General features: G+C 70.0%; 18 protein-coding genes. 9 read left to right on the top strand and 9 right to left on the bottom strand.

The annotated features are described in order from the left end of the window. Window position 1 precedes the first annotated feature (1 nt). Genes uraD through P5P86_RS02120 form a run of 3 tightly spaced genes read right to left on the bottom strand, consistent with a single transcriptional unit; the run spans window position 2 to window position 3478 of the window. Window positions 2-820, bottom strand: coding sequence for a 2-oxo-4-hydroxy-4-carboxy-5-ureidoimidazoline decarboxylase (gene uraD, locus P5P86_RS02110; RefSeq protein WP_280609628.1), 819 nt, complete (start codon window positions 818-820; stop codon window positions 2-4). Between the two features lie 55 nt (window positions 821-875). Next, window positions 876-2399 carry an AtzH-like domain-containing protein gene (locus tag P5P86_RS02115; RefSeq protein WP_280609629.1) on the bottom strand — a complete coding sequence of 508 codons (1524 nt, stop codon included), beginning with the start codon at window positions 2397-2399 and terminating at the stop codon, window positions 876-878. Then, window positions 2396-3478 carry an acetamidase/formamidase family protein gene (locus tag P5P86_RS02120; protein WP_280609630.1) on the bottom strand — a complete coding sequence of 361 codons (1083 nt, stop codon included), beginning with the start codon at window positions 3476-3478 and terminating at the stop codon, window positions 2396-2398. Before P5P86_RS02120 ends, P5P86_RS02115 begins: the two co-directional genes overlap by 4 nt. Window positions 3479-3543: 65 nt before the next feature. Here P5P86_RS02120 and P5P86_RS02125 point away from each other — a divergent pair, with 65 nt between their 5' ends. Beyond that, window positions 3544-4080: a nucleotidyltransferase family protein gene (locus tag P5P86_RS02125; protein WP_280609631.1), complete on the top strand. Its 537-nt coding sequence runs from the start codon at window positions 3544-3546 to the stop codon at window positions 4078-4080. Window positions 4081-4089: 9 nt separating this feature from the next. On the opposite strand, the gene P5P86_RS02130 is transcribed toward P5P86_RS02125, so the two are convergent. Further along, entirely contained in the window at window positions 4090-5241 is a 1152-nt protein-coding gene (locus P5P86_RS02130) for an XdhC family protein (RefSeq protein ID WP_280609632.1), read from the bottom strand. A gap of 124 nt (window positions 5242-5365) precedes the next feature. Between P5P86_RS02130 and P5P86_RS02135 the strand changes: the two genes are divergently transcribed. Continuing rightward, entirely contained in the window at window positions 5366-5989 is a 624-nt protein-coding gene (locus tag P5P86_RS02135) for a nitroreductase family protein (protein ID WP_280609633.1), read from the top strand. A gap of 54 nt (window positions 5990-6043) precedes the next feature. Here P5P86_RS02135 and ppgK read toward each other — a convergent pair whose 3' ends face one another. Further along, window positions 6044-6802, bottom strand: coding sequence for a polyphosphate--glucose phosphotransferase (gene ppgK / locus P5P86_RS02140; RefSeq protein WP_280609634.1), 759 nt, complete (start codon window positions 6800-6802; stop codon window positions 6044-6046). A gap of 51 nt (window positions 6803-6853) precedes the next feature. Here ppgK and P5P86_RS02145 point away from each other — a divergent pair, with 51 nt between their 5' ends. The 4 genes from P5P86_RS02145 to P5P86_RS02160 all read left to right on the top strand — a co-directional run bounded on the left by P5P86_RS02145 (window position 6854) and on the right by P5P86_RS02160 (window position 13026). Then, entirely contained in the window at window positions 6854-7603 is a 750-nt protein-coding gene (locus P5P86_RS02145; protein WP_280609635.1) for a maleylpyruvate isomerase N-terminal domain-containing protein, read from the top strand. A gap of 49 nt (window positions 7604-7652) precedes the next feature. Next, window positions 7653-8894, top strand: a complete 1242-nt coding sequence (locus P5P86_RS02150) for a M15 family metallopeptidase (RefSeq protein ID WP_280609636.1) — start codon at window positions 7653-7655, stop codon at window positions 8892-8894. A 62-nt stretch (window positions 8895-8956) separates the two neighbouring features. Further along, window positions 8957-10855: a M13 family metallopeptidase gene (locus P5P86_RS02155; protein ID WP_280611305.1), complete on the top strand. Its 1899-nt coding sequence runs from the start codon at window positions 8957-8959 to the stop codon at window positions 10853-10855. A gap of 86 nt (window positions 10856-10941) precedes the next feature. After that, complete coding sequence (locus P5P86_RS02160) at window positions 10942-13026, top strand: RecQ family ATP-dependent DNA helicase (RefSeq protein ID WP_280609637.1); 2085 nt, start codon at window positions 10942-10944, stop codon at window positions 13024-13026. Window positions 13027-13106: 80 nt separating this feature from the next. On the opposite strand, the gene P5P86_RS02165 is transcribed toward P5P86_RS02160, so the two are convergent. Beyond that, window positions 13107-14600 carry a DHA2 family efflux MFS transporter permease subunit gene (locus P5P86_RS02165; protein ID WP_280609638.1) on the bottom strand — a complete coding sequence of 498 codons (1494 nt, stop codon included), beginning with the start codon at window positions 14598-14600 and terminating at the stop codon, window positions 13107-13109. Window positions 14601-14975: 375 nt separating this feature from the next. Between P5P86_RS02165 and P5P86_RS20065 the strand changes: the two genes are divergently transcribed. The 3 genes from P5P86_RS20065 to P5P86_RS02175 all read left to right on the top strand — a co-directional run bounded on the left by P5P86_RS20065 (window position 14976) and on the right by P5P86_RS02175 (window position 16882). After that, a complete protein-coding gene (locus tag P5P86_RS20065) occupies window positions 14976-15233 on the top strand; it encodes a toxin C-terminal domain-containing protein (RefSeq protein ID WP_446724916.1) in 258 nt (85 codons plus the stop codon). A 1-nt stretch (window position 15234) separates the two neighbouring features. Beyond that, entirely contained in the window at window positions 15235-15519 is a 285-nt protein-coding gene (locus P5P86_RS02170) for a hypothetical protein (RefSeq protein ID WP_280609639.1), read from the top strand. Between the two features lie 364 nt (window positions 15520-15883). Next, on the top strand, window positions 15884-16882 hold the full coding sequence (locus P5P86_RS02175) for an RHS repeat-associated core domain-containing protein (protein WP_280609640.1): 999 nt from the start codon (window positions 15884-15886) through the stop codon (window positions 16880-16882). A gap of 933 nt (window positions 16883-17815) precedes the next feature. Here P5P86_RS02175 and P5P86_RS02180 read toward each other — a convergent pair. From P5P86_RS02180 to P5P86_RS02190, 3 genes are all read right to left on the bottom strand, one after another. Continuing rightward, the gene (locus P5P86_RS02180) at window positions 17816-19660 is read right to left on the bottom strand and encodes a S53 family peptidase (protein ID WP_280609641.1); all 1845 of its coding nucleotides are present in this window, start codon (window positions 19658-19660) and stop codon (window positions 17816-17818) included. Window positions 19661-19725: 65 nt separating this feature from the next. After that, a complete protein-coding gene (locus P5P86_RS02185) occupies window positions 19726-20208 on the bottom strand; it encodes a glutathione peroxidase (protein WP_280609642.1) in 483 nt (160 codons plus the stop codon). A gap of 21 nt (window positions 20209-20229) precedes the next feature. Beyond that, window positions 20230-20691: a GNAT family N-acetyltransferase gene (locus P5P86_RS02190; protein WP_280609643.1), complete on the bottom strand. Its 462-nt coding sequence runs from the start codon at window positions 20689-20691 to the stop codon at window positions 20230-20232. Window positions 20692-20708 lie beyond the last annotated feature (17 nt).

Below are 20708 nucleotides of genomic sequence, written 5' to 3' on the forward strand. Positions count from 1 at the left end.
TTCAGCTCCCGCGGTAGGTGGTGTAGGCGAACGGACTGAGCAGCAGGGCGACGTGGTGGTGCTCGCCCGCGGTGACGTCGAAGGCGATCTCGACACGGGGGTAGAAGGTGGCGCGTTGCTGGGCCGCGAACCAGCCGCCGGTGGCGAAGCTGAGGCGGTGCGTCCCCGCCGGGACCTCACCCTCGATCCGGGCCCTCCCGTCGTCGTCGGTGACGACGTCGCGGGTGGTGCCGTCGGGAAGCTGGAGCGTGCCGGGAAGTCCGGCCGCCGGCAGCCCGCGGGCGGCGTCGAGGACGTGGGTGCTGATGGAGGTCATGGGCGCATCCTGCTCGACCAGACCGGCGAGCCGCAGCAGCGCGATCTCGGCGAGCTGCTCGCGGACCACCTCGCGCTCGGTCGCCTCGTCGTTGCCGAGCCGATCCTCGAGCAGCGCGAGCAGCTCCTCACCCGATCGGCCGGCGGCACGGACCAGGTAGATCCGGTCGAACCGGCTCTCGTAGCGACGGTTTCCCTCGGCCAGGCGCCGGCGCAGCTCGTCGTCGGCGTCGCTCAGGCCGGCCTGCTCACCGCGTGAGAGCGCCGCGGTGGCGGTGGACCCTGCCGGACGCTCGCCGATGCGCGGATGGTCGGCCAGCGCCGCGTCGACCTCGGCGGGCGTCCAGCCGGCGGCCTGGACCCGAGCGGTGGCCAGGAGGGTGTCGACGTCGGCGTACGGGCGGGCACCGACGATCGCGGCGACGAACGACTCGATCCCCGCGCAGGCGCGCACCAGCGCCGAGGCCTGCGTGGCCGCCATCGCGTTGAACTCCGCCAACTCCATGGAGCGACCATATGGAACGCTTGTAACGGGCGTTGAAAAGGTCGTTTCAGCCTCGTTACGGCATCAACTCCCGGGCGAGGTCGAGCAGATCGCGGTCGCGACCCCGGCCCGCCACCAGGCACACGCCGCACGGCAGACCGGCCCGGGTGGTGAGTGGGAGGCTCAGCGCCGGCAGGCCGCCGAGGCCGGCCAGGCAGGTCAACCGCATGGTCGTCTCGCGCGCCGCGCCGGCCTCTGCGGGGGTCGGCGCGACCGAGGCGGCGCTGGGCAGCACCAGGATCCGGGTCCCGACCAGGTCGCGGATGACGTCGCGGGCGTCGGCCACGGTGCGACGGGCCGCTTCGGCGTCGGCCGCGCCGACCCGCGAGGCCGCCTCGAACCGACCCCTGACGTCAGCGCCGAGGACGTCGAGCCGCGAGCCCAGCCAGGCACCGTGCTCCTGCCAGGCCTCGTGGGCCTGCCAGGTCCGGAACGCCTCGAGCCACTCCCCGTGCCGGTCCAGCGGCCAGACCTCCCAGGCCGCCCGGTCCGGCAGCCAGGCCCGGACAGCGTCGGCGACCTCGGCCGTGGCGAGGCCGAGCAGGTCCGGCACCACCACGAGCTCGGTGCTGCCGACCGTCTCCGAGGGCGGCAGCAGCACGTCCCCGACCGCCGCGAGCTCGGCGGAGGTGCGGGTCAGCCACCCGACCGTGTCGAAGCTCGGCGCCAGCGGCATGACGCCGGTGCGGTCGACGGCTCCGTGCGTCGTCCGGATGCCGAAGAGACCCTGGTAGGCGGCGGGCACCCGGATCGAGCCGCCGGTGTCGGTGCCGAGCCCGACGCTGGCGTGCCCGAGGCCGACGGCGCTCGCCGAGCCCGAGGACGAGCCGCCGGGGATGCGACCGGGTGCGCGCGGGTTCGGCGGCGCTCCGTAGTGGGCGTTCTGGCCGGCCAGGCTGTAGGCGAACTCGTCGGTGCGGGCGATGCCGCGCACCTCGGCGCCGGCGTCGAGCAGCGCCTGGACGGCCGCGGCGTGCCGCGGCTCGGGGGCCGCGTGCTGCAGCCAGTCGGGATTGCCGGCGCCGACGGCGTGCCCGGCCAGGGCGAACAGGTCCTTGACCGCGACCGTCTCACCGCTGAGCGGCCCGTCGGGCACCGTGGCGGGCACGAGCGGGTCGCCGACCACCCGCCAGATGCGGGTGTCGAGCGCCGGGGCGGGTACGGCGACGTGTGCGGCGGTGACCTGCCAGCCGGCGACGCCCGCCGACCGGTCGGCCGAGCGCGCCCACAGCTGCGTCTGCTGCCCGCGGCCGCCGCGGGTCAGCTGGGTGACGGCCATGATGAGCACGTGGTCGTCGTCGATGACCTGCAGGTGGGTCTGCACGAGCGTGCGCTGGGGCGCACCGCCGCGACCGCTGCGGAAGGCGCTGATCTGGTCGTGACCCACGAGCAGCCCGTGGGCGTCCGCGCGCAGCGTGGTGGGGCCGGGCGCGAACAGCCGGTCGAGCATCGCGACGTCGTCGTTCATCAGCGCGCTCTCGTAGGCCCGGAACGCCGCCATCAGGCCGTCCGGGACGGGTCGTAGCACCTGGCCGCTCATGAGGTGAAGTCTGCCTTGCGGATCGTCGCGTGGGCGCCCTTCACCAGATCGACGACCTGGGAGATCCGGAAGTCGGTCGCCGCCGAGAGGTAGGCGTAGGCGAGCTGCTCGTCCATCCGGTAGCGCGCCTGCAGCAGCGAGATCGCGGCGCGTACGCAGTTGGCCACGGCGAGGTCGAGGTCCTCGTCCAGGCCGGTGGGCACGAGGAACTCAGCGGTCTCGGCCAGCGGGCCGGCCAACTCGCCGAACCGCTCGAGGGCGTCCTCGCGCGCGACGACGTCGAGGCGCAGCCGGGCGCGCAGGCTCGCCTCCATCGCCGTCAGCGCCACCTCGCCGTCGCCCTGGGCGAAGTGCGGATCGCCGACGTAGGCGAGCGCGCCGTCGACCTGGACGGGCAGGTAGAGCGTCGCGCCGGCGGTGAGCAGTCGGATGTCGATGTTGCCGCCGTGCGGGCCGGGCGGGACCGAGTGCGGCCGATCCCGGCCCGGTACGGCGACCCCCATGATGCCGAGGAAGGGCGCCAGCTCGAAGCGCACCGTCGGAGCGGGCCCGTCGCCCGGTGCCTGCTCGCGCAGCGGCAGGAGGCCGTGCCGCCCGTCGTCGCTGACCCGGACGAAAGCGCTGTGGACCGGGATGCCGGCACGCGGCAGCTCGCCGGGCAGGGCGCCGCGGCCGTGCCGGTTCGACACGACGCCGTAGGGCACCCGCGGTGTCGTCTCCAGGACGGTGATCGCGAGCAGGTCGCCCACCCGTGCGCCGGCGACCTCGATCGGCCGGCTCACCACGTGCGGGCCGTCGACGCCGGGGGTGTGCGGCAGGTCGCTGGCGGCCAGGGCGACGGCGTCGTCGAGCACCTCCACGTCGTACGCCGCGAAGAACCGCCGCGGGTCGCGACCCTGGTCCTCGAGCAGTCCCTCGTGGCTCAGGGTGTCGACGGTGACCTCCTCGCCCGGGTCGATCGTGAGGGCCGGTGCGTCCGCCGCGCACGGCAGCCGCCCCCAGATCAGCCCGTCGACCGTGCTGGGCAGGTAGCTGCCGCTGATCGGTCCCTGGCCGAGCTGCAACGTCTGGTTCAGCATGGCCCCACGCTAGGGAACGGTTGTTTCAGCGATGTTCCGCGGACACCGCGCGATGATGGTGCGCGATGGCTGGATCGATCACCGGACTCCTGCTCGCGGCCGGCGAGGGCAGACGCTTCGGCATGCCGAAAGCGCTCGTGCCCGGCGCCCTCGAGCGGGCGGTCGGGGTGCTGCGCGACGGCGGTTGCGACACCGTGACGGTCGTGCTCGGCGCGGCGTACGACGAGGCGCTGCCGCTCGTGCCTGCCGGCGTCGCCGTCGTGCGGGCTACCGACTGGGCCGAGGGCATGGGTGCCTCGCTGCGCGCGGGGCTGGCGGCGATCGTGGGCGACGCGGCGCTGGTGCACCTCGTCGACCTGCCCGACGTCGGTGCCGACGTCGTCCGGCGGGTGGCGGGCCACGCCTCCACCGACGCCCTCGCGCGGGCGAGCTACCGGGGCCGTCCCGGGCACCCCGTGCTGCTCGGCCGGGCGCACTGGCCCGGGGTGATCGCCTCGGCGGTGGGCGACAGGGGCGCGCGGGCGTACCTGCGCCACCACCCGGTGCTCGACGTGCCGTGCGACGACCTCGCGAGCGGTGAGGACGTCGACGTCCCTCGTTGAGCGGTCGGCTCACCCGGCCGCGGCGTGGTGGATCGGGCCGCCCGTGCCGGAGAGCGAGGCCCCTGAGCCGCCCCAGCGCGCGGCGACCATCTCCGCGGCGATGGACAGCGCCGTCTCCTCCGGCGTGCGCGCTCCGAGGTCGAGCCCGATCGGGCTGCGCAGCCGGGCCAGCTGCCCGGCGGTCGCACCGGCCTCGAGCAGGCGCCGTACCCGGTCCTCGTGGGTGCGCCGCGAGCCCATCGCGCCGATGTAGGCCGGCTGCGGCAGGTCGAGCGCGACCCGCAGCAGCGGTACGTCGAAGCGCGGGTCGTGGGTGAGCACGCACAGAGCGGTGCGTGCGTCGATCTCGCCGCGCTCGGCCTCCTTGGCGAGGTAGCGATGGGGCCAGTCGACGACGACCTCGTCGGCGGTGGGGAAGCGCTCGGGGGTGGCGAAGACCGGGCGGGCGTCGCACACCGTCACCCGGTAGCCCAGGAAGCCGGCGACGGTCGCGAGCGAGGCGGCGAAGTCGGTCGCTCCGAAGACGAGCAGGCGCGGCCGGCTGGCGAGGCTGCGCACGAAGACCCGGGTGCCCTCCCCGCGTCGCTCGCCGTCGGGTCCGTAGGCGAGGACACCGCTGGCGCCCTGGGCGAGCATGCCGGCCGCGTCGTCCCGGACGGCCTCGTCGAGGCGTCGGCCGCCCAGGACCGGCGCGGTGCGGTGCTCTCCTCGGAGTCGATCGGCGTCGCCGGGACGCAGGACGAGTCGGCTCCCGGGAGGCGCGGTCGGGTGCTCGATCAGCGTCGCCACCGCGACGGGCCGGCCGGCCTGCAGGTCGTCCGCGATCGCGTCGAGCTCGGGGAAGCCGGCCCTGTCGAGCCGCTCGACGAAGAGCTCGATCCGGCCGCCGCAGGTCAGGCCGACGCCCAACGCGTCGTCGTCGGTGACGTCGTAGCGCCGCAGCGTCGGCGTACCGGTCTCGACCACCTCGCGCGCGACCTCGTACACATCGCCCTCGACGCAACCGCCCGAGACCGAGCCGACCACCGCACCGCCGGGACCGACCGCCATCCAGGAGCCGGGCAGCCGGGGCGCCGATCCCGAGGTGGCCACGACCGTCGCGACGGCGACCGGGGCGCCGCTGCGCCACCAATCGAGCACGCGGGCGAGGTCGGCGGACATGGCGGCACCCTAGGTGGGTCGTGTTACGGCGGTGTCTCGGATCCAGCGATGGCCGGTCCTGGCCGGTGGTGGACACTGTTGGACACTGTGTCGATCGACAAACATGACAAGGGAGGATGGCGTCATGAGTGAACTGCTGCGCGCGCCCGGTCGCGGCGCCGAGGGACTGACCGACCACCTGCGTGGACGCTGGAGCGTGAGCGTCTTCGACGCCACGCACACCCTCGGCGAGGAGGAGATCGCGGCGCTGCTGCACGCCGCGCAGTGGGCCCCGAGCGCCGGCAACGGCCAGCCGTGGGCGTTCGTCGTCGCCGAGCGTGGGAACGCGGCGCACCAGGTCCTCGTGCGCCACCTGTCCCGGGGCAACTCCGGCTGGGTGCCGCGGGCGTCGGTGGTCTTCCTCGCGCTCGCGCAGGTGGCGGCGGACGAGGAGGGCAACGGGCCGAAGTGGCCGACGTACTCCTACTACGACGTCGGCCAGGCCGCCGCCCACCTCAGCGTCCAGGCAGCCTCGATGGGGTTGTGGGTGCACCAGTTCGCCGGCTTCGACCAGGAGGCGGTGGCCCGCGAGCTCGGCGTACCGGCGCACTTCCAGCTGCTCACCGGCATCGCCGTGGGCGCGCGCGGGAGCCATCAGGACGTCTCGGAGGACGACGCCGCCCGCGAGCGGCGCGACCGGGTCCGCAAGCCGCTCGAGCAGTTCGTCTTCGGGGAGCGCTGGGGCGAGCCCTGGCGGGTGGAGGGCTGAGGGCCGGAGCGGGAGGCTCGTCCTCAGGCCGTACGCCGCCGCAGGAATCGGGCGCTACGACCGGCCCTCGCGCTCGGCGGCGTAGAGCGCCGCGCCCACCGCACCGGCGTCGTTGCGGAGCTGGGCCGGCACGATCTTCGTCTCCAGGTCGAGCAGCGGCAGGAACTGCGCGGACTGCTTCGAGACGCCGCCGCCGACGACGAACAGGTCCGGGGAGAAGAGCTGCTCCAAGGTGGAGTAGTACCTCTGCAGTCGCTTGGCCCAGTGGCTCCAGGACAGGTCCTCGCGCTCGCGTGCGGAGTTGGCAGCCCGCCGCTCGGCGTCGTGACCGTCGATCTCCAGGTGACCGAGCTCGGAGTTCGGCACCAGCACGCCGTCGTAGACCAGCGCGGAGCCGATCCCGGTCCCGAGGGTGGTGACGATGACCAGGCCGCGCTGGTCGCGCGCGGCGCCGTACCGGACCTCGGCCAGGCCCGCCGCGTCGGCGTCGTTGACGACGTGCACCTCGCGCCCGGTCGCCTCGGAGAAGAGCTTGTCGGCGTCGGTGCCGATCCACTCCTCGTCGATGTTGGCGGCGGTGCGGACCACCCCGTGGCGCACCACGCCGGGGACCGTCACGCCGACGGGGTCGGTGCTCTCGGGGAAGCTCGCCAACAGCTCGACGAAGACCTCCGCGACGTTCTTCGGGGTCGACTTCGCCGGCGTCTTGATCCGCACCCGCTCCGCCGAGAAATCGCCCTTGCCCAGGTCCACGGGAGCACCCTTGATGCCGGTGCCGCCGAAGTCGATGCCGAACGCATGAGTCGAGGTCATGGGGACCATTGTCCCCGTTATTCGATTGCGCTCCTCTGCCACGCTGGACCCATGCCCACCGAACTCAGCGTCGCCGAGCATCTCGAGGGGCTGCGCGAGGCGATGATCGCCTTCGTCCGGTACGCCGACCGCGCGGGCCTGGCGGCCGACGTGCCGACCTGTCCCGGGTGGACGGTGCGGGACCTGGTCGCGCACCAGGGCATGGTCCACCGGTGGGCGACCGACCGGCTCCAGGGCGCCCGGGTGGCCGACCCGGAACGCTGGCTCGCCGAGGGCGCGGCCGAGGCCGATCCGCTGGAGTGGCTGCGCGACGGGGTCGTCGAGCTGGCCCAGGCCTTCACGCGGGTGCCGGACGACGTCGAGGCGCCGGTGTTCTTGGAGGATGCTCCAGCGCCCCGGGCCTTCTGGGCCCGGCGGCAGTGCCACGAGACGACGATCCACGCAGTGGACGCGCAGACCGCCGCGCTCGGCCGGCCGCCGCGAGCCGAGGAGACGCAGATCCCGCTCGCGCTGGCGCTCGACGGACTCGACGAGCTGGTGATGGGCAACGTGCCGCGGTCGAAGTATCGACTGCGCTCGTCGCGGCCCACCAGCCTCGCGGTGGCACCCGGCGACGCCGGCGTGTGGTGGCTGATGAGGGTCGGCCCGGACCCGGTCGTCTCATCCCGCCACACCGGCCCGATCGCCGCCGACCACGTCCTGGAAGGGACCGCCACCGAGCTGTACCTGCGACTGTGGAACCGCGCCGCCGACACCGCCACCCCGCTGGGCGACTGGCGCGAGCTGGTGGCGGTCGTCTGAGCCTGCCGGTGCTGGGACCCTCACGTAGGCTGTGCCGCCGGGAGGGACGATGGTGCACAGACTTGTCGCGGTCTGCCTGGCCGCGGTGACGGCGGCCGCGGTGGCCGGGTGCAGCACGGCCGACCCTTCTGCCACCACCTCCGCGGTCGGCTCGTCGTCCGCGACGGCGACGGCCTCGGCCACGGCCGGCGCATCGGGTACGGCGTCGCCGTCGGCCTCCTCGACCGTGCCGGTGGCCGACCCGTCGCACGCCGTACCCGCTCCCGGCCCGCGCAGCGGCGAGCTGCACTCCGCCGACATCCTGGTGCGGGCGAGCTCGACGCTGACCGCCGACCAGATCGCTGCGATCAAGGCGCTGCCGAAGGTGACGGGCATCGAGCAGCTCTCCATCGGCGAGGTCTCGATCGAGGACAAGCTGCTCAACGTGGTGGCCGTCGACCCGTCGACCTATCGCAACTACACGCCGCTGGCATCGGCCGACGCGACCGAGGTCTGGGACCGGGTCGCCGGCGGCGAGCTCGCGGTCAATCCGGACCTGAAGAAGGACCTCCCGCCCGATGCCCAGGGCTACTGGCGGATGGGCTCGAACGCGTCCGCGCCCCGGATCCACGTCGGGGCCTGGGCTGCGCAGATCCCCGGCCTGGTCGACGTCGTGGTGAACACCGCCTGGGGCAAGGCACTCGGGATGGTGCCGGACAACGCGGTGATCATCTCCACCTCGATCACGTCACCGGAGCGGGTGACCAAGCCGCTGAAGAGGCTGCTCGGCACGGCCGCCTCCGTGCAGCGTCTCGACGCCGTCGCGCGCTACGGGCTGGACCCCAACGCCGTGCAGTTCGCCAACGTCGTCGGCACCGTCGCCCAGGCCGTCGGGCACTACACCTACCGCGTCCTGGGTGGCGGGATGATCGCGCCGGATCCGGCCTGGGTGAGCGCGCACATCGCCACCGAGTCGGTGCCGATCCTGGGGAACGTCACCTGCAACAAGTACCTCTTCCCGCAGCTCGAGGCGGCGCTGGCCGAGGTTCAGGCGCGCGGCCTCGCCGGCACCATCCACTCCACCGCCGGCTGCTACTACCCGCGCTTCATCGCCGGGACGTCGTCGCTGTCCAACCACGCCTTCGGCCTGGCCATCGACATCAACGCGCCCGAGAACGAGCGTGGCACCTCGGGGCAGATGAACCGCCAGGTCGTGCAGATCTTCCAGAAGTGGGGCTTCACGTGGGGCGGCACGTGGCACTACACCGACCCGATGCACTTCGAGATGAACAAGATCGTCACGCCCCGCTGAGCTTTGTCGTGACGTCCGGCTAGGGTCGGAGCGTGACCACTCTCGACGACGCCCGCGACGGCATGGACCTCGCGATCCGACCGCAGGACGACCTGTTCGGCCACGTCAACGGCACCTGGCTGCGGACCTACGAGATCCCCGACGACAAGGCCAGCGCCGGTGCCTTCGTGGTGCTGGTCGACGAGGCCGAGGCGCAGGTGCGCGAGATCATCGAGGGTGCCCCGGAGGGCTCCAAGATCGGCGATCTCTACGCCTCCTTCATGGACACCGACGCCATCGACGCCGCCGGCACCTCCCCGATCCAGCCGCTGGTGGCCGCTGTCGAGGGCCTGCGCGACGTGGCGGACCTGGCGGCTTTCCTTGGCGAGTTCGAGCGGATCGGGGGCCATGGGCTCTTCGGCGGCTACGTCAACACCGACGACAAGGACTCCGACCGCTACGTCTTCAACCTGCTCCAGGGCGGCCTCGGGCTGCCGGACGAGTCCTACTACCGCGACGACAAGTTCGCCGAGATCCGGGCGAAGTACGTCGACTACCTCACCCGGCTGTTCACCCTCGGCGGCGCTGCGTCGCCGGCCGACGCGGCGGCGACAGTGCTCGCGATCGACACCCGGATCGCTGCCGGACACTGGGAGCGTGCCGAGACCCGCGACCGGCAGAAGACCTACAACCTGCTCACCCTCGACCAGCTGCGTGAGCTCGCCCCGGGCTTCGACTGGGACGCCTACGTCACCAACCTGTCGGGTGCCAAGCTCACCGCCGAACAGGTGCTCGGCGAGGTGATCGTGCGGCAGCCGTCGTTCTTCGAGCACCTCAGCGGGGTGCTGTCCGACACCTCGGTCGAGCAGTGGCGCTCCTGGTTGCTGGCCCACGTGCTGCGGTGGGCCGCGGCGTACCTGACGGACGACTTCGTGGAGACCAACTTCGACTTCTACGGGCGCACGTTGAACGGCACCCCGCAGCTGCGCGAGCGGTGGAAGCGCGGCGTCTCGCTGGTGGAGGGCGCCCTCGGCGAGGAGGTCGGCCAGGAGTACGTCGCCCGCCACTTCCCGCCGGCGTCCAAGGCGATGATGGACGAGCTGGTCGCCAATCTGCTCGCCGCCTACCGCGAGTCCATCGCGGGGCTGGACTGGATGAGCGCGGAGACCAAGCAGCGAGCGTTCGCCAAGCTGGAGAAGTTCACCCCGAAGATCGGCTATCCGAAGACGTGGCGCGACTACTCGGCGCTGCGGGTCTCGCGCCACGACCTGCTCGGGAACGTGCAGGCGGCCTCGGTCTTCGAGACCGACCGCCAGCTCGGCAAGCTGGGCGGTCCGGTCGACCGCGATGAGTGGCACATGCTGCCGCAGACGGTCAACGCCTACTACAACCCCGGCACCAACGAGATCTGCTTCCCGGCCGGCATCCTGCAGAAGCCGTTCTTCAGTCCCGAGGCCAGCGCTGCGGAGAACTACGGCGGCATCGGCGCTGTCATCGGTCACGAGATCGGCCACGGCTTCGACGACCAGGGCTCGCAGTACGACGGCGACGGCAACATGGAGAACTGGTGGTCCGACGAGGACCGGTCGGCGTTCGAGGTGAAGACCAAGGCACTGATCAGCCAGTACGACGGGTTCGAGCTGCGCGACCTGCCCGGCGAGAAGGTGAACGGCGCCCTCACCGTCGGCGAGAACATCGGCGACCTCGGCGGCCTGACCATCGCGCTCAAGGCCTTCCTCATCGCCAACGGCGGTGAGGCGAGCGAGGAGGAGCGCCGCGACCTGTTCCTCAACTGGTCCTACGTCTGGCGCGGCAAGCGTCGTCCCGAGCAGCTGCAGCAGCTGCTCGCCGTCGACCCGCACTCGCCGGCGGAGTTCCGCGCCAACATCGTGCGCAACCTCGACGAGTTCCACGAGCTCTTCGGGACCGAGCCGGGCGACGGGCTGTGGCTGGAGCCGGACTCGCGCGTCCGGATCTGGTAGGCCGCGCCGTACGCCGCAGCGACTGCCGCAGGCACCTGTGGACAACCGAATCGGGTTTGTCGCCGCCGCCTGATAGACACGGGGGCATGACCCCCACCACCGACGTCCGGGCCGCCGCCGAAGGTCACCTGCGGGCTCTGGTCGGCCGCGAGGATGCGGTCCTGCGCGAGGATCAGTGGTCGGCCATCTCGGCGCTGGTGGAGCAGCGCAGCCGTGCCCTCGTGGTGCAGAAGACCGGGTGGGGCAAGTCGGCGGTCTACTTCGTCGCCACGCTGCTCCTGCGCTCCCAGGGGGCGGGCCCGACGGTGATCATCTCGCCCCTCCTGGCGTTGATGCGCAACCAGATCGAGGCGGCCGAGCGGGCCGGGATCCGGGCGGCGACGATCAACTCCACCAACATCGAGGACTGGTCGGCGATCGAGCGGGGGGTCCACGCCGGTGAGCTCGACGTCCTGCTGGTCTCGCCGGAGCGGCTCAACAACCCCGGCTTCCGGGACGCGGTGCTGCCGCGACTGGCAGCGACCTGCGGCCTGCTGGTGATCGACGAGGCGCACTGCATCTCCGACTGGGGGCACGACTTCCGCCCCGACTATCGCCGGATCCGCACCCTGCTGGGCGAGCTGCCCTCCGGGATTCCCGTGCTGGCCACCACGGCCACCGCCAATGCCCGGGTCACCGCCGACGTGGCCGAGCAGCTGGGCGAGGGTGTCCTGGTGCTGCGCGGTTCGCTCGATCGGGAGTCGCTGCGACTCGGTGTGGTCCGGCTGCCCACCATCGAGCAACGACTGGCCTGGCTCGCCGACCACCTCGCCGAGCAACCGGGCTCCGGCATCGTCTACTGCCTGACCGTGGCGGCCACCCAGGAGGTGGCGGACTACCTGCGCTCGCGCGGCCATCACGTCGCGGCCTACTCGGGCCAGACCGAGACCACCGAGCGCCAGGCGCTCGAGGCAGATCTCGCCGCGGGGAGGATCAAGGCGCTGATCGCGACCAGCGCACTGGGGATGGGCTTCGACGCGGCGCTCGGCTTCGTCGTCAACCTCGGTGCGCCCTCGTCCCCGGTGGCCTACTACCAGCAGGTCGGTCGTGCCGGCCGCGGCACGATCGAGGATGCCTCGGTGGTGCTGCTGCCTGGTGCCGAGGATCGCGACATCTGGGCCTACTTCGCCTCGCTGGCCTTCCCTCGGGAGGAGCTCGTGCGCCGCACCCTGGAGGTGCTCGAGCAGGCAGGGCGGCCGCTCTCCACGCCGACCCTCGAGTCCTACGTCGAGCTCGGCCGCTCCCGCCTCGAGACCATGCTCAAGGTGCTCGATGTGGACGGCGCCGTCCGCCGTGTCCAGGGAGGCTGGGAGGCCACCGGCCAGTCGTGGTCCTACGACGCCGACCGCTACGCCCGGGTGGCCGAGGCCCGCGCGCTGGAGCAGCGGGCGATGCTGGACTACATCGCCACCGACGCGTGCCGGATGCGCTACCTGCGCGAGCAGCTCGACGACCCCGACGCGGTCGACTGCGGCCGCTGCGACAACTGCGGCGGCCTCCGCCTCTCCGTCGACACCTCGCCGGCGGCCGTCGAGGAGGCTGGCGCCCGGCTCGCCCGTCCTGGCGTGGTGATCGAGCCCCGCAAGATGTGGCCCCAGGCGCTGCCCAACCTCGGCATCGAGCTGAAGGGCAAGATCGCCGACGCCGCCGAGCCGGGCCGTGCGATCGCGCGGCTCACGGATCTGGGCCACGGTCAGGCTCTGCGGGAGCTGTTCCGCTCCGCCGAGGCGCCGGCGAGCGTCCCGGTGTCGCTGGTCCGGGCCGTGGTGGAGATCCTGGGCGATTGGCGACCCCACGTGGACGCCATCGTGACCGTCGAGTCGGCAACGCGCCCCGAGCTGGTCACCGACCTGGCCGCCGGTCTGTCCCGTTACCTGCAGCGACCGATCGTCGGGACCTTCGCGCTGGTCGACCCGACCGTCCCGCCGGGCGCCGGTGCGGCCAACTCCGCGCAGCGGGTCGCCGCCGTGTCGCGCCGCTCGGCGCTGCGCGCCGAGATCGCGCCCGGGGCGCGGGTGCTCCTGGTCGACGACCGGGTGGTCACCGGCTGGACGATGACGCTTGCGGCCCGGGCGCTGCGGGCTGCGGGTGCGGGTGGCGTCCTGCCGTTGGCGCTGGCCCTGGAGAGCTGAGCAGCGACCCTCGACGGGAACGGGCGCCGCGCCCGCACCGCCAGGTGCGGACCGGCGCCCGTTCGAGCGACGATCTGGGATCAGTGCATGACGACCGGCGTGCCGGCACCGACCTCGTCGCTCTTGCTGCGTGGCAGGAAGAACGCCGGGATCAGCACGACGGCCACCAGGATGGTGGCGACCACGAAGACCGCCCCGAAGGAGTCGGCCATCTGGCCTGCCCACGACGGATCGGTGGCCGGCACCGTCACCTTGTTCTTGGCGTAGTTGGTCAGCAGCACCGAGAACAGCGCCGTACCGATGGAGGCGGCGATCTGCTGCACGATGTTCATCAGGGTGGAGCCGCGCGCGATGGTGTGATCGCGGAGCGTCGCCATCGCCGCGGAGTAGATGGGCATCATCGTGCAACCCATGCCGAGCCCCATGATGAAGAGCGCGCCCAACAGGTAGGGGGTCGAGGTGGTGTCCGAGACCGGGATCCACATCCCCATGCTCACCGCGATGAGCACGATGCCGGGGATGACCACCTTGCCGGCACCCAGCTTGTCCGCCAGCACGCCGGCGACCGGCATCGTGATCATGGCGCCGATGCCCTGCGGGGCGAGCAGTACGCCGGACTTCAGCGGCGAGGAGCCACGGACCTCCTGGAAGTAGGTCGGCAGCAGCAGGCTGGCGCCGAAGAACGCGATCGCGAACAGCGTGATCGCGATGACCGACACGGTCATGTTCCGATCCAGGAAGAGGCGCAGGTCGAGCAACGGGTGGATGTTGGCGCGGCGCAGGGCCCAGGGCACGAACGCGATGACGAGCAGCAGACCGAGCACGGCCGGGATGATGACGTTGCCGGTCCACATGGTGCCGTGGTTGGCCTGCGCGGCCGGGATGGAGCTGACGCCGTAGAGGAAGCAGGCCAGGCCGGGGGAGAGCAGCAGCATGCCGACGAAGTCGAAGCTCTCCGAGGACTGCGGGTTGTCCTTGTCCAGCGCACGCCAGGCGTAGACCAGGGCGATGGCACCGAGCGGGACGTTCACCAGGAAGATCCAGTGCCAGGAAGCGACGTCGATCAGCCAGCCGCCCAGGATCGGCCCCAGGATCGGCCCCAGCAGCATCGGGACGCCGAGGACCGCCATCACGCGGCCGACCCGCTCGGGACCGGCGGCCCGGGTCAGGATCGTCATGCCGAGCGGCATCAGCATCCCGCCGCCGAGCCCTTGCAGCACCCGGAAGACGATGAGCGTCTCCAGATTCGGAGCCGTGGCGCACAGCGCCGAGCCCAGCGCGAAGAGCAGGATCGCCAGCATGTAGAGGCGTTTGGTGCCGAAGCGCTCCGCTGCCCACCCCGTCATCGGGATCACCGTCGCAAGGGCCAGCGTGTAGCCGGTGGCGACCCAGGCGACCTGCGCCTGGGTCTTGCCGAACGCCTTCATGAAGGTCGCCATCGCGACGTTGACGACCGTGATGTCCAGGATCGACATGATCGAGCCCAGCACCACCACGCCGGCGATGACGAGCACACGGGCATCGAGCTTGTCGGAGGAGCCCGACGCGGCCTCGGTGGAGAGATCTGTGGTCACCGGTACAGCCTAGGCGCGATCACCGACAGTGTCAGAGTCATTGTCTGCGAGGATCGGTCCGTCCCGACCTGATCCCCACCTGATCTCGACCTGATCTCCGAGCCCTCGAAGGGGGGTCCTCAGCGGAGGGGTACGCGCTGGAGTCCCCACGTGCAACGCGGATGTCGTGTCCGTTGCTCGGATCGAGATGGTCGCGCGGTTTCAGGCGCACCTCTTGAGTTTGGCTTGCCTGGATTGCGCCCACGCTTCCTGAGAATCGCCTGACTGTGCCTGTAGTTTTGCTGAGAGCCGTCGTCGACTTCCCCGACATTTGTTCCGCCTCATCCCGGGGCAAGTGGCTGGGCCTTGCTGGGCCCCTGCGTTGGAGGGGCCCCGATGCGCGGTGGTGTCGTTGGTTCAGGTTGCTCGGTGCGTGCGTCAGGGCGGCAGCGGAAGCGAATTCGCTCGAGTGGACGAGGCGGAGCAAAGGGTGCTATCTGGGTGAATAGTAAAACCAAGACTTGGATATCACCGGACAATACTAATCACAAAGGCCCGGCCTGGAAAGTATTTTCGTCCGAAAAGGCTGCAATGCGCGGGACCCCGCGAAAGTATACAATAAACGCCCAAATGACTGAATGTATTGGACCGTAAGTTGACTGACGAGTACTGGTCGCTCGATATTCCTGGGCTTGATGAGGATGGCGCCAATAGGCTATTGGCGGTCGCAGAAACCTTCGATTCGGTGGAAGCAGCTTCCGTTATTGATCCGACATTGTTCTATTCAATGCACCTATCAAGAGAGGCGGTAGTCATCGTGGTGCGTCTCTTGCGCGCGTCACTCAGCGACGCCTCCCTGACAAATGATGATACGTATCTAGCGACGAACCTCCGTGAGGAGCTAACCGAATGGCTTGAACAGATAGCCTTCGACGAGTAGCGGTCGAGGTTTTGCGGCTCTTCCCAGATGAGGGTGTAGCGGCCTCCGTGGGGTGATGGCCGGGCAGGTGTCGGGGCCCCCTGAAAATGGAGGTTCCTACACCAGCCCATCCAGGAGACCCCGACTTGTCTGACGCTACCTTCGCGCGCCCTGACCTGACCAAGTTCGTCGGCCTCGACGAGCTCGGTCTGGTGGTCACCGGCCAGCCCATCGATCCTGACCGATCCGTCCTGACACATACAGTTACGACTTCTTCGGCCGCACCAGGACCCTCCCTGCGGGAGACGCGGTCGGCATCGGCTCCCACAACCCCACCAACGGCGGACCATCCGGGGACCTCACCCTCGGGTACTACAGCAACGACATGGTCGCCACCCAGACCCAAGGAACCGGCACCAACGCGACCACCATCGGGTTCACCCTCGACCCCGACCAGAACCGCATCAGCACCCAAGCCACCACCACGACGGCCGGTGTCAAGACCATCACCAACCACTACGACGACGGCTCCGACGCCACCGCCTGGACCAGCACTCTCAAACTCGACGGCACCACCGTCACCAAGCGCTACCTCAACGGCATCGACGGTGGCCTGGACGCCGTCGTCGCTGACGACGGAACGGTCAAGCTCGACCTCACCAACCTCCACGGCGACACCGTCGCCACCATCGACCCCGACGCCACCAGCATCACCAGCTACCACGAGACCACCGAATTCGGCCTCCCACGCGACCCCATCACCGCAGCCGACGACTACGGTTACCTAGGCGCCAAGAAGCGTTCCACCGACGACCTCGGCGGCCTCACCCTCATGGGCGCACGCCTCTACATCCCCGCCACCGGACACTTCCTCTCCATCGACCCAATCCCAGGTGGGAACCCAAACCTCTTTACGTATCCAGCCGACCCAATCGACGAATATGACGTCACGGGGCAGTGGCCGCACTGGGTCAAGACTGCCCTCAGGAAGGGTGCCGACTACCTCGCTGACCATAGGGGTCAGATCGGGGCTCTTGCTTCAGGCGCATGTCTAGTTGTGCAGCCAGAGGTCTGTCTTGGCGTCTCAGTTGCAGTTTCTTTTACGACGAATGCCGCGAGCGTCGCTGAGGGGAAAGAAAGCCTTAGCTCAGGCGTGAAGCATTTTGCGGTCACGACGTCGCTAGGTGTTGTCAACTATAGTCTTGCTAAGAGCATTGGAGAGGCCGCGAAGAATCTTAAGATGGCAAAGAAGGACTATCGAGTACTAAAGGGAACGCGGAAAACGGCTAGCGGAGCACTTGCGGTAGGTACCTTCCTTGCGGCGAAGACCGCCACGAGGGGAGGTTGTCGCGTAACGGTCAAAAAGAACAGACCCTGTGAATGAGGGCATGAGTCAAGGTGCAGAAGAAAATCAGATGGTTTCGATTAACGGAACGCAGATTCGCCACGGCTATCGTAGGTCTTCGATCTGGTGACAGCACGACGGTGAGGTCGTACGCTTCTCTAGTGCTCGGTGTCACGATGGCGGCGTGGTTCGCCGCGGTAGCCTGTGGCCTCGTTCTAGCGAAAAGCTCGCTCGTCATATCTTCCAAAACACTATGGGAGCTCATCTCCTTCATGGTGCTGCCGGGATCTCTTTATGGCTGGCTGATTGCTGGCTATGCGAGTGTGAAAATCGCACCGGATGGAATACTTGTCACAAATCCCTACAATAAAGCCTTCGTTCCGTGGTGCGCTATCGAAAGAATCGATGACGACGGAGTGATGTCCTTGCTGAGGATCACAACGGTTAATTGGTCCATAACGTCATGGACTATAGGCGTGGCGGGCTGGGAGCATTACTTTGACAGACCAAATCGCGTCCAACGTGTAGCCGCCGCACTCATGGAATACCAACAGTCCATTGAACCATGTGAGGATCGCCAAATGTGCGTCGCGTGGTTAAAGTGGAGACTACCACTGTGGGTAGTCATGGGATATGTTGTCGCGTGGTTTATCTTAACACTTCTTGTGTGGCTTTAATGATGCATAAACCGATGATGTGCGGTCCCCTCTGGTTCATGAGAGAAAACGTCGTTTGCCTGGCCGACGCGACCACTGCGCGCGTTGCACGACGCCTGACGACAAGCCACATGAGTCGTTGTCGGCACCGATGCAGCATCGCGACAGCGGACGAGTTCCCACTTGCCGAGGGGCTGAACTCGAACCATGGGAAACCGTATGAAGCCTTGAGCAAGGCCGCCGACCAGGCGGCGTCATCAGAAGTCCCCTGATCGTTCAGCAGACCCGTCGGCTTCGGCGCTCGGGCGGGTCTCGTTCAGCGCTTGACCTTCACCGTCGGCGAGGTCAGCGTGAGCGGTGTGCGGCCGGCTCCGGTGGCCGTCACGACGTACCTGATCCTGTGCCTGAGCCACGCCTTCTTGACCCGCAGCCTGAGGCCGGAGCCGACCGGCTTGCCGTTGACCAGCCAGGTGACGGTGGCGGTGGTCCCGGTGTCGAAGGATCCGTACGACGCCTTGAGCCGCGACCGAACCCGCGCCTTCCCCTTCACCCTGAGCTTGCCGGAGTGATGGATGGGCATGGTGATCGGCTGGGTCGTGGTCGGGGCGGTAGACGTCGGGCTCGGGGCTGTGGTGGGAGCGGCGGGCGCGCTCGTCGTCGGGGTCGCGGTGGGTGAGTCCGTTGCCGTTGCCGTTGCCGTCGGGCTGGAGGTCGCGGACGGGTCGCCGCTGGTCACGGCGGTGTCCAGCACGGCGAGGCTGGCGAGACCGTGCGGTGTCCCGAGACCGGTCGGCCCGTCCCAACCGGTGCCGGCACTGCACAGGTGGCGCGCGTCGCTGGCGGGACACCCGCGGGTGGCGGTGCCGCTGGTGATGTCGTTGAACGCGGTGCCGTCGGAGGCGGCGCGCGCGTAGATGTCGAACGGGCTGGTGTGGTTGCCGGCGCGGGCGTACATCGCCGCCAGCAGCGGGGCGGCGAGGGAGGTGCCGCCGCCGAGGTACCACCCGGTGTCGGAGGCATCGGCCTGGTGGTACATCCGGAAGTCGTCGGCGAGCGCGCTGAGGTCGGCCGTTCCCCGGGCGGATCCGCAGGCCGCCTTCGCGTTGGCGTTCTGTGCCTGGGCGGCGATCATCGTCGTCCAGCCCGAGCAACCCGACGAGGCGCCGCCGCTGTTCGGACTGCCGTCGTCCTCGGCAGCGCCCCAGACCTGCTCGGTGAGCGTGCCGGTGGCCGCGTCCTGGACGGGCATGGTGCCTCCGGCCGCTACCACGTACGGCGAGCTGGCGGGGTAGCTGGTGCACGAGTGGGTGTCACCGGCGGTCGCGGGGATCGTGCCCCGTCCGCACACCGCGTCGTCGGCGGGCAGGTCGGTCTGCCACCCGAAGTCCCCCGTCGATGCCACGAACGTGACGTCCGCGTGGGCGGCGAAGACGTCCTCGAAGCCGGCGACGTCACTGCGCCGCATGCCGTCGTCGTTGACCCCCCACGACATCGACACATAGTCGGCGCGCTCGGCTGCTGTCTGCAGCGCGTCGTCGAGGTTGTCGAGGTCGGTGCTCGACGCCTCCACGACCAGGATCTTGCAGGCCGGGCAGGCGGCCGCGACCGCCTCGACGTCCATCATCGTCTCCCACGCCCAGTCCGGATCGGCGGCCGGAAGCGGCGAGGTCGCGCCGTCCTGGTTGAGGACCGTCAGGCAGCCGGAGGCCTGGGTGCACGCACCGAGGCGGTTGCGCGAGTCGCTGCGGTAGGTGGCCAGCTCCGCAGCCAGGTTGGGCACGTCCCCCTCCTCGACCAGCGCCACGGTGGGACCCGTGCCGACCGGTACGGAATCGGGGACCGGTGGCAGGTCGTACAGGTCGGCGATGTCGCCCGGGGTCACGACGGGCGTGCTGACAGTGGCGAACGGTCGCACACCGCTCCCGGAGCCGGTGGTGGCCGGACGGCTGACGGTCCCGTAGCACCTGGCCTGGCCGGGCAGCACCGTGGCCTGGCTGCAGCCGAGCGGAAGGAGCTCGTTGGCGGACGCCGCAGCGGCGGAGGCCACGGAGAGGCTCGGGCTCACGACCAGCGATGCCGCGAGGGCGAGTGCAAGCAGTGCCCCGACGCCGAGCAGAGCATGACGTCGCCGTAGCTGTCCCATGGCGTCATGGTCGACCATCTGCGGCCCGTTCTGAGCCGGAGCACCCGATTGCCAGCGAGTATTCAGGCTCGCTTAAGCCAGGGTCAGCCGAGCGCCTTCTCGATCGCCCCGACGACCCGCTCGTCCTCGGGCTCGGTGCGCGGGCTGAACCGCTGCAGGACCTCGCCGTCGGCGGAGACCAGGAACTTCTCGAAGTTCCACTGGATGTCACCGTCGGTGCCGTTCTCGTCGGCCGCCTTGGTGAGCTCCTGGTAGACGGGGTGCCGCCCCTCGCCGTTGACCTCGATCTTCTCGGTCAGCGGGAACGTCACGCCGTACGTCGAGGAGCAGAACTCGGCGATCTCCTCGGACGTACCCGGCTCCTGCCCCATGAACTGGTTGCACGGGAAGCCGACCACCGCGAGACCCGGGTAGGTCTCGGCGAGCTTCTCCAGCCCGGCGTACTGCGGCGTGAGCCCGCACTTGCTGGCCACGTTGACCAGGAGTGCCGGGCGGCCGCCGGTCAGCTCGCCGAGGGTCGCATCGGTACCGTCGAGCAGGGTGAGGGGCGCGTCGAGGATGCTCATGTCCGCGAGCCTAGCGACGGCTCACAATGACAGAGTCATGAACATGCTGTGCGGGTCGAGCACGTAGTCGCCGAACGGTGCGCACTCGACGAACCCGTGCCGGGCGTAGAGGCGCTGGGCGGGGCCGAAGAAATCCTCCGTGCCCGTCTCAAGCCAGATCGCCGCGTACCCGGCCGAGCGGGCACGCCCGATCAGGTGGGCCACCATCGCGCTGCCGACGCCGGCGCCGCGGGCGTGCGCCGACGTACGCATCGACTTCAGCTCCACGTCGCGCTCGGAGAGGCGCTTCAGGGCACCGGTGGCGATCGGCTCCTCGCCTTCCCAGGCCGACCAGAACTCGATGCCGGGAGCCCGCAGCCCGTCGAGGTCGAGGGCGTGGACGCTGTCGGCCGGCGACGTGGCGTACATGTCGACGAGATGCTCCTCGAGCAGCTGGTGCACGGCCGGACGGGTCAGGTCGTCGAGCTCGAAGCGGAGGGTCATGGCGCCCATCCTGCCCG

Origin of the sequence: Nocardioides sp. BP30, from assembly GCF_029873215.1 — a bacterium.
Lineage (GTDB): Bacteria > Actinomycetota > Actinomycetes > Propionibacteriales > Nocardioidaceae > Nocardioides.

Bases quoted from the DNA above. Each gene is read 5' to 3' on its own strand.
- P5P86_RS02135 (WP_280609633.1), top strand. From the start codon at position 5,366: ATGAGTGAACTGCTGCGCGCGCCCGGTCGCGGCGCCGAGGGACTGACC.
- P5P86_RS02190 (WP_280609643.1), bottom strand. From the start codon at position 20,691: ATGACCCTCCGCTTCGAGCTCGACGACCTGACCCGTCCGGCCGTGCAC.
- ppgK (WP_280609634.1), bottom strand. From the start codon at position 6,802: ATGACCTCGACTCATGCGTTCGGCATCGACTTCGGCGGCACCGGCATC.
- P5P86_RS02180 (WP_280609641.1), bottom strand. From the start codon at position 19,660: ATGGTCGACCATGACGCCATGGGACAGCTACGGCGACGTCATGCTCTG.
- P5P86_RS20065 (WP_446724916.1), top strand. From the start codon at position 14,976: ATGCGCGGTGGTGTCGTTGGTTCAGGTTGCTCGGTGCGTGCGTCAGGG.
- P5P86_RS02145 (WP_280609635.1), top strand. From the start codon at position 6,854: ATGCCCACCGAACTCAGCGTCGCCGAGCATCTCGAGGGGCTGCGCGAG.
- uraD (WP_280609628.1), bottom strand. From the start codon at position 820: ATGGAGTTGGCGGAGTTCAACGCGATGGCGGCCACGCAGGCCTCGGCG.
- P5P86_RS02155 (WP_280611305.1), top strand. From the start codon at position 8,957: ATGGACCTCGCGATCCGACCGCAGGACGACCTGTTCGGCCACGTCAAC.
- P5P86_RS02150 (WP_280609636.1), top strand. From the start codon at position 7,653: ATGGTGCACAGACTTGTCGCGGTCTGCCTGGCCGCGGTGACGGCGGCC.
- P5P86_RS02115 (WP_280609629.1), bottom strand. From the start codon at position 2,399: ATGAGCGGCCAGGTGCTACGACCCGTCCCGGACGGCCTGATGGCGGCG.
- P5P86_RS02160 (WP_280609637.1), top strand. From the start codon at position 10,942: ATGACCCCCACCACCGACGTCCGGGCCGCCGCCGAAGGTCACCTGCGG.
- P5P86_RS02175 (WP_280609640.1), top strand. From the start codon at position 15,884: ATGGTCGCCACCCAGACCCAAGGAACCGGCACCAACGCGACCACCATC.
- P5P86_RS02125 (WP_280609631.1), top strand. From the start codon at position 3,544: ATGGCTGGATCGATCACCGGACTCCTGCTCGCGGCCGGCGAGGGCAGA.
- P5P86_RS02130 (WP_280609632.1), bottom strand. From the start codon at position 5,241: ATGTCCGCCGACCTCGCCCGCGTGCTCGATTGGTGGCGCAGCGGCGCC.
- P5P86_RS02185 (WP_280609642.1), bottom strand. From the start codon at position 20,208: ATGAGCATCCTCGACGCGCCCCTCACCCTGCTCGACGGTACCGATGCG.
- P5P86_RS02120 (WP_280609630.1), bottom strand. From the start codon at position 3,478: ATGCTGAACCAGACGTTGCAGCTCGGCCAGGGACCGATCAGCGGCAGC.